This is a genomic window from Gammaproteobacteria bacterium (assembly GCA_029881255.1).
In the GTDB taxonomy this organism is placed as follows: Bacteria; Pseudomonadota; Gammaproteobacteria; order S012-40; family S012-40; genus JAOUMY01.
On sequence record JAOUMY010000019.1, the window covers coordinates 37,261 to 44,062 of the forward strand.

Sequence of the window (6,802 nt, forward strand, 5' to 3'; positions counted from 1 at the left end):
GTATCCGATGAAGACAATACATCAACATAGGCCATTTAGTGTTCGAGCGCATTCCAAACAAATGGCGAGACAATAGGAATCGGCATGCAATCGACTTTTTGTCGATTCCTCGTTGTCGAATGTCTATCCAATTCTGTATGCCTTTTGTAATCTGGATACCAATGTCGGAAGTTGCTAAAGAATATCCGATCGGCGGCTTTCCGTTCTGGGTTCCGGTAAAAGACAATCCATAAAGCAAGGCAGTAAACAGGCTGAATGCCTGTGTAATGCGAGCATTTCTATAGCCAATGCCTGCGCCTGAAATATACGAGCATACCAACAACGGCCAGTATCATGCCTCCGAGTATCAGCGGATAGCCGTAGTACCAGTGCAATTCGGGCATCGCCCAGGGGCTGGTGGGATGAGTGAAGTTCATACCATACAGGCTGGCGAGAAAGCTCAGTGGCATGAATATGGTGGCAATTACCGTCAATACACGCATGATTTCGTTCAGGCGGTAGCTGACGGATGACAGATAGACATCAATCATACTGGACGCCATGTCCCGGTAGTTTTCGATTAAATCCATGATCTGAATAGTATGGTCATAACAGTCTCGCAGATATATGAAGGAGCCAGCTTGAATCAGTTTGCTTTCACCATGCAGCAGCCCACTAATGACTTCTCGCTGTGGCCACAGGCTGCGACGCAACAGCATCAGTTCTCGCCTGACCCGATGAATTTCATTGAGCGTAGAGGGCTTTCCCGCGGCAGCCAGCAATGTATCCTCGACGTCCTGAATTTCCTCGCCATATTTCTCGAGTAAAGGAAAACCATGATCAATAATCAAATCAAGAATGCAATACAGCAAAAAATCCGCACCCTGTTGCTGAATCCTGTTCCCTGGCTTTCGCATGCGCTGGCGCAGCAATTCAAAAGGATCATCTTCGCCTTCGTGAAAACTGATGACAAAGTTTGAACCAAGAAACAGTGAAACCTGCTGAATGGCTATTTTATCTATAATCACCAATGGCATCGCCATGATGACAAATAGCAGATCTTCATAGGCTTCAATCTTCGGACGTTGTCCGCTGTTGAGGACATCTTCCATTGCCAGGGGATGCAGCTCGAATACATTGCCTATATTTCGAATCGTGTCTGCATGTACGGCGCCCTGCAGATGAATCCACGTGACCGTATTACTTTCCAGATAGGGGTGACACTGCGCTGGAACTTCCAGCAGTTTTTCCTCAAAATGATCCGATGTGTAGTCGATCAAATGGATTCGAGCTACGCCGGCCTTTGCCTGATCGTGACTGATCAGTGTCCCGGGCGCGGTACCCGGGGGATGATAGGTTTTTTCGAAATATTCCATTCAGTGCTACTCTGATGACGAATTGTTTTATTATTTGTCCGGGACTGAAATATTGCAAACGGGAAATCAAGATGAACGACAACACAAAAGATAAGGCATTTCTGGATCTGGCGGATACGTTTATTGCACTCGCCAATCAGCATTGCACGGAAGAAGACCTCGGTCGTGTCAGTGCGGCTTTTCTTTATGCCGCTGCGCGTTTCAATACCTACGTAGTGGCGAGCAGTGCTCCGGATGCAAAGGAATTCGCCAGTTACCAGTCACGCGCCATGATTTATTTACAGTCAGAATATCAGAAGATGCTAACTGAGCACTTTGCGGATTATGCAGAACATTTTAACGCTTATCTGAATCGAACAAGTAAAGGTAAGACACTCAACTGACCAGAACTCGAACCGGGGTTTCTTCGTTAGAAGCTGAAGGGACGAGCTTTGAATCGCGTTGCGGATTTTGTTTTATCTTTTAGATAGAAGATTCTCGTGGCTTAAACCGAATTTCGGCCAATACGGCCAGGTGATCTGATACAACATCAGGAAGAACAGCATAATTTACGAATTCCATTTCCGGTGACAGAAGTATCCAGTCTATGCGTCGTGAATGATGTGTTTCCAGAAGTGCCGCATCAGGCTTGTATACGATCAGGTTTAGACGTTCAGCAATTGCCTGAACCGAGGATTCCGGCGTATCCCACTCGCTGTTGAAGTCGCCAAGTATAATCATCGGATTTTTGCTCTTTGCCATGTTCTCTGCCAATTCGGCAATCTGGTTTGCGCGTATCTCATCCTGCAAAAAATCGAGATGTACAGACACAATATCAATAAGAGACGTATTTGAAGGATGGTCTGTATGTGGCCACGACACCTGACTCACAACAAATCCTTTTCGAAGGGTTGGAGGTGAAGGTGCAAAACGGTGTGAGAAGGTCGAGATAATCGGTAATCGTGATAAGACAGCTGTACCGAAGTTGAACAACCAGCTACTCGCGTGTTCCGCGTGCGCTTTCCAGTTATAACCAGCATCCTGTGCAATTTTATCAGAGTGATCGAACCCGCCGCTCCACAGCGAGGCACTATCCAGTTCCTGCAATGCGACAATGTCAGCCTGGCTGTTTCTTAATACCTTGCTGATTGCGTCCAAATTTGAGTGAAATGTTTTTTCCCGCACAAAAATCTGGTTAAATGCAGTGCCCCGGCCATGCGCAACATTCCAGGTCAATAGCCGCAAGGTGTCCTGAGGTACAGGCAGTGTTACGTGGGTATTCATTTGTCGAGGGAATAACTGCTTTTCTACAATATTGGGATTAACCGTTAAATAGACAGCGCTTGCCACAAATAACAGCAATAATGTGATAATGGGAATTATGATAATGGGCAGTTTCAAAACAGCAGCGTACTCTTTGAAGAATCAAACAGTTATCTGTTTGCGTCGACAGAATATGATTAATTGAATTACAAACTTTCTGAGTACCTCTGTCAGATTTAGTTCCCCCCGCGTTTTTACGTCATGGAAGCTCACTTTACACAGTCAAGAACTCGACCGTCTAACGAATGAAAAGCCGGGTCATCTGGTTCTGCACCAAGTAAAACAGATACGGTGGGGTACAGGTCTACCAGTTTCGGTTGGTGACTTTCTGTACATGGCGTTATTCCAGGACCATTGAGAATCAGCGGGGTCAGGATTGCACTATGCAATAGATTCCCATGGTCACCTCTTTGATTACGAATGAAGGAGTAACCGGGTTTGAGTGTCACCATCAAGTCGCCGGTAAATCTGTTTGGGTGAAAGGCCTTCGACAATAGAGCAACTGCACCGGGGTAGCGGGAATGCATAGTAGTATCAAACCACTGTGTGCGGGTAAAGAAACAGGCATCTGAGATGTTGCTTGATCGACATATCAAATTCTGTATTTCCGGTAAGTCCAGATAGGCAAAGGGATCATACTGGGCTTCATCCTCCAGCACATAGGCAAAGCGTTTACTGCCGTCATTTTTTGAAAAAATACGTGCGGTGACATTGTTTTGCGTTAACACTCGAGTCTCCTGATCACCATTCATCCAGATAACCTGGTCGACACCTTCGATAGTTGAAATTGCACGTGCCATAATCTCAAGAGTTGAGAGGCCGTTATTTTCCGTCGAATTATTGATAATCGGTGTCATTGTATTTTTACGCCAGTTTCCCTTGGCGTGACGTAAATACACTTGCGTGATGTTAGAACCGCCAGACACCAGAATTACGTCAGGCCACTCCGTCCAGAGTTTTCCTAATCGCTCTCGAAACATAACATGAGGTACGGTTGATACATCAACGGCCTTGAACTCTCTGGTTTTGAAAAAATTGACGAGATCAACAAACCTGCCAGATGGTGTCAGCCCATGGTCCCCGAAGAGAACAATGACAGTCTCGTCTAGTTGTGACTTTTTATTGTTACCTACAGTCTCGGAAAGCGTTTGAATAATTTCGCCAATTAATCTATCAGATGCAACCAATGCTTCTCGTGCTTCGACTGAATTCGGCCCGTAAAAGTGTGCCGCCATATCAAACTCGTTCAATACGACAAATGAAACTGATGGAGGGGTAGTACTGCGTACCGCTTTAAAAAAACCCTCTACCGGTCCTCTATCTCCATCGGAAAGTCCTTTGGCGCCAAAAAGTTCCAGCACGGCCTGCTTTGCAATATTGAATTGTGTCAGTATTGTCGTTGGACCATCCCACCTGCCTTCAAATACCGTGATAGCCGACAATCCACGCGTTGCATCGAACAGAGATGTAATCGGCCAGTTCCATGAATCAGGATCGGTCACGTAGCGAATCACCCGGTGTTGCTCCCGATCAAAAGCATGTACAGCAGCGGGAACCGGTAAATTGTCGATTTCCGAAAAACGCCCCGACAGAAATTCTGGTACCGAAGGGGAGGTTGCGGAAGGAAAGGTGGAAATGGCGCGCATGGAGCTTGTCGGTCGTGTTTTTATAAGGTTTTGAATGTTAGGCAATTTACCAGCGTTTAGTGCTGACTCAAATGCCTGCACTGCCAGTCCATCAATCATTAACAATAATACTCGACGACCATTGTTTGTTATTTCTGGAGTCTGAGTCGTACCAATTATCTTTATGGCGCGGGTGCTATCACTCCTGTCCGTTTCAGTGTTCTTGTTGGTTTCTTGCCCGTACGCAAAAAGTGAATTGAGAAAAAACGCAACAAAAATAACGAACTTTAAATAGCAATGGGTCCAGTTTGAAATATAAATTGTCATCACCTTTGTATTAGATGCACAACCACTTTTAACGCTGCGATTAAAGATGGAATAGAAAAATTTTATTCATTTTTTTAAAAATCAGGAGATTTAAAAAAACTGTACATTATAGTTAATAGTATCCTACGTCGAAGGCAGTACGTCAAAACCACTTTTACTTCGTGGCTGGATAAAAGCTTATAACGTATTTCTACCTAGAGACTAATCCTCATGTATTGTTTTTATGACTTGGTAATATAGCGACTAAAGCAAATCCTGGATGGATTTTTTTCATATGAGACTTAAAACAGAGGAAAATTTAGCTCGTAACTCATACTGTGAAATAACTGTTACTCGTCCTTTAGACACTCTGCACTTAACAGGACGAATGAGCTCAGATGTCTGTGTAATAGGTGGAGCCTACGATTACATCGGCTCTCATAGTGCTGAAAATCGACAGGCACACCGTACTACCCGTGAACAGATACGTAGCAGTAATCGCCTGCTACTTGCCTCGGTAGGTATGCCTATGACCCTTGCGGGTGAAGAGTTTGGCGATTGTTAAGGTCTGGATCACGGTGACTGGCGCCAGTAAATTACTAATATAGGCAACTGGTATTGCCAATAATAGCCGGGGTATAATGTACTCTTGAAAGATACTACGGAATTGATTAGTCTGCGCAAGAATCATGAATCACTAAAACAAAACGATGTCGATTATTTCAATTTTTTCATCCGAATATTAGTAATAATTATGATAAACGCATATTCGCCAATTGCCGAACAACAAATAACACAGTTAGCAGTGCAAAACTGGTTAGTGTCGTTGCCAATGCTGGACCGAGTAATTGTCCGGAATTTCGATTACCCTGTCCATGGCAGGATAGTTATCGTATAAAATAATATGCTATTCTGAAAAACAGACCGCAACCACAGTATTCTAGATATGACCAGCAACTGGTATTATCTCTCACATCCTTTCAAGTCAGGGGTTTTAGTAGCTAATCTTCTTTTTGCTAGGTTTTAAAAAAACATCAACTGGGTAATTTGTAAATATTTTTGCAGATACTCACACAGAGAAGCATGCCGATTTTAATTTCAATCATAGGTTGCGTTTTTAAGAAACCGACTCTTATTGTGAAATAATAGCTTTATTTAACTCCGATTTTTTGCATTGGTTTAAAATATAATAGATATAGATTGAAAGTATTGCGGAAAAATAACACCAAACAGAAATAAATGCATAATCAAAATAGTATCCTGCAATAAATACTGACATAAATATTAAGAGACCAAATAGTTGAACTATTTTTAGTGAAGAAAACAAAAATGGCAAAATAGAAAATAGCATATACAGAATCTGCACAACTTGACGGGAAATATAATTATCATAAATCAGAGTGGTTTCGTAATGAATTGAATGGTTAATAATGAAGACAGAAAACCAGTTGCTCTGAATATGAAACGGGACATATAAAGAGAGACCAAAACATAAACCAGCCAAGGTATAGAAAAACAGATATCGTTTTTTAGTGTTTTCTATTTCTATTGCCCAGGTTGAAAGTGGAACCCAGAATAGCCAGAATAAATGCGAAAAAAATAGAAATCCATATGCAGCTGTCTTTACGTCCACATTCATTTCGAAAGATTGCCATACGAAACCCTCAATAATTTGCTGAATGGCGAAAAAAAAGGGGATAAGACTAAAAGGAACTAATTTTCTATTCCAGACAAAAGTGTCCCTGACACAATAAATACCCAACGGCAAAAGTACTGCGCCAGTGGTAAAGCTTGCTGTTGCGGAAAAACACATATAGGTCGCTTATTGTTCATTGTTATAAGATTAAAAGGCAACACTATACGAAATTAACATAATCTCACCTTGATCGGATTACAAGGAATAGAAGATATAGACGCCCCCCTTCAAACGAAACGAGGGCTACCATCCTAGATGGATACCTCAAAGTGGTAATCTAGACCACTGAGATCAATAAGTTAATGAAAGGAAACGTCTATGAAAAACACTATAATCCACGTTGGGCTTGATGTCGATGACACACAGTTTCATGGATCGGCGATGAACAAACAGACCGGAGAAGTCGTTGCTTTCAAATGCCGTCCGACATTGAAAGGCTTGGTCGGTCAACTTAATAAACTTTCTCAACACTTTCCAGAGTGTCAATTCAAGCTGTGTTATGAAGCCTCCTACATGGG

Annotated in this window: 7 protein-coding genes; 3 read left to right on the forward strand and 4 right to left on the reverse strand. The window is 42.8% G+C overall.

Annotation, left to right across the window (positions count from 1 at the left end; translation table 11 throughout):
* Nucleotides 1–278: 278 nt before the first annotated feature.
* Nucleotides 279–1,355, reverse strand: coding sequence for a magnesium/cobalt transporter CorA (corA, locus tag OEZ43_20880; protein MDH5548040.1), 1,077 nt, complete (start codon nucleotides 1,353–1,355; stop codon nucleotides 279–281).
* 71 nt (nucleotides 1,356–1,426) lie between these two features.
* Here corA and OEZ43_20885 point away from each other — a divergent pair, with 71 nt between their 5' ends.
* Nucleotides 1,427–1,738: a DUF3144 domain-containing protein gene (locus tag OEZ43_20885; protein ID MDH5548041.1), complete on the forward strand. Its 312-nt coding sequence runs from the start codon at nucleotides 1,427–1,429 to the stop codon at nucleotides 1,736–1,738.
* A 79-nt stretch (nucleotides 1,739–1,817) separates the two neighbouring features.
* Here OEZ43_20885 and OEZ43_20890 read toward each other — a convergent pair whose 3' ends face one another.
* Together OEZ43_20890 and OEZ43_20895 are read right to left on the reverse strand one after the other, a co-directional pair.
* Entirely contained in the window at nucleotides 1,818–2,735 is a 918-nt protein-coding gene (locus OEZ43_20890; protein MDH5548042.1) for an endonuclease/exonuclease/phosphatase family protein, read from the reverse strand.
* Between the two features lie 131 nt (nucleotides 2,736–2,866).
* On the reverse strand, nucleotides 2,867–4,402 hold the full coding sequence (locus OEZ43_20895; GenBank protein ID MDH5548043.1) for an alkaline phosphatase family protein: 1,536 nt from the start codon (nucleotides 4,400–4,402) through the stop codon (nucleotides 2,867–2,869).
* Between the two features lie 574 nt (nucleotides 4,403–4,976).
* Here OEZ43_20895 and OEZ43_20900 point away from each other — a divergent pair.
* A complete protein-coding gene (locus tag OEZ43_20900; GenBank protein ID MDH5548044.1) occupies nucleotides 4,977–5,153 on the forward strand; it encodes a hypothetical protein in 177 nt (58 codons plus the stop codon).
* A 567-nt stretch (nucleotides 5,154–5,720) separates the two neighbouring features.
* Here OEZ43_20900 and OEZ43_20905 read toward each other — a convergent pair.
* Entirely contained in the window at nucleotides 5,721–6,401 is a 681-nt protein-coding gene (locus tag OEZ43_20905; GenBank protein ID MDH5548045.1) for a hypothetical protein, read from the reverse strand.
* A 201-nt stretch (nucleotides 6,402–6,602) separates the two neighbouring features.
* On the opposite strand from OEZ43_20905, the gene OEZ43_20910 reads away from it, so the two are divergent.
* Nucleotides 6,603–6,802, forward strand: a 200-nt coding sequence (locus tag OEZ43_20910) for a hypothetical protein (protein ID MDH5548046.1), incomplete at its 3' end; no start/stop codon positions are given.

Excerpts from the sequence above, each read along its gene's own strand:
- corA (MDH5548040.1), bottom strand. The coding sequence starts at position 1,355 with ATGGAATATTTCGAAAAAACCTATCATCCCCCGGGTACCGCGCCCGGG.
- OEZ43_20885 (MDH5548041.1), top strand. The coding sequence starts at position 1,427 with ATGAACGACAACACAAAAGATAAGGCATTTCTGGATCTGGCGGATACG.
- OEZ43_20905 (MDH5548045.1), bottom strand. The coding sequence starts at position 6,401 with ATGTGTTTTTCCGCAACAGCAAGCTTTACCACTGGCGCAGTACTTTTG.
- OEZ43_20895 (MDH5548043.1), bottom strand. The coding sequence starts at position 4,402 with ATGATTGATGGACTGGCAGTGCAGGCATTTGAGTCAGCACTAAACGCT.
- OEZ43_20900 (MDH5548044.1), top strand. The coding sequence starts at position 4,977 with ATGAGCTCAGATGTCTGTGTAATAGGTGGAGCCTACGATTACATCGGC.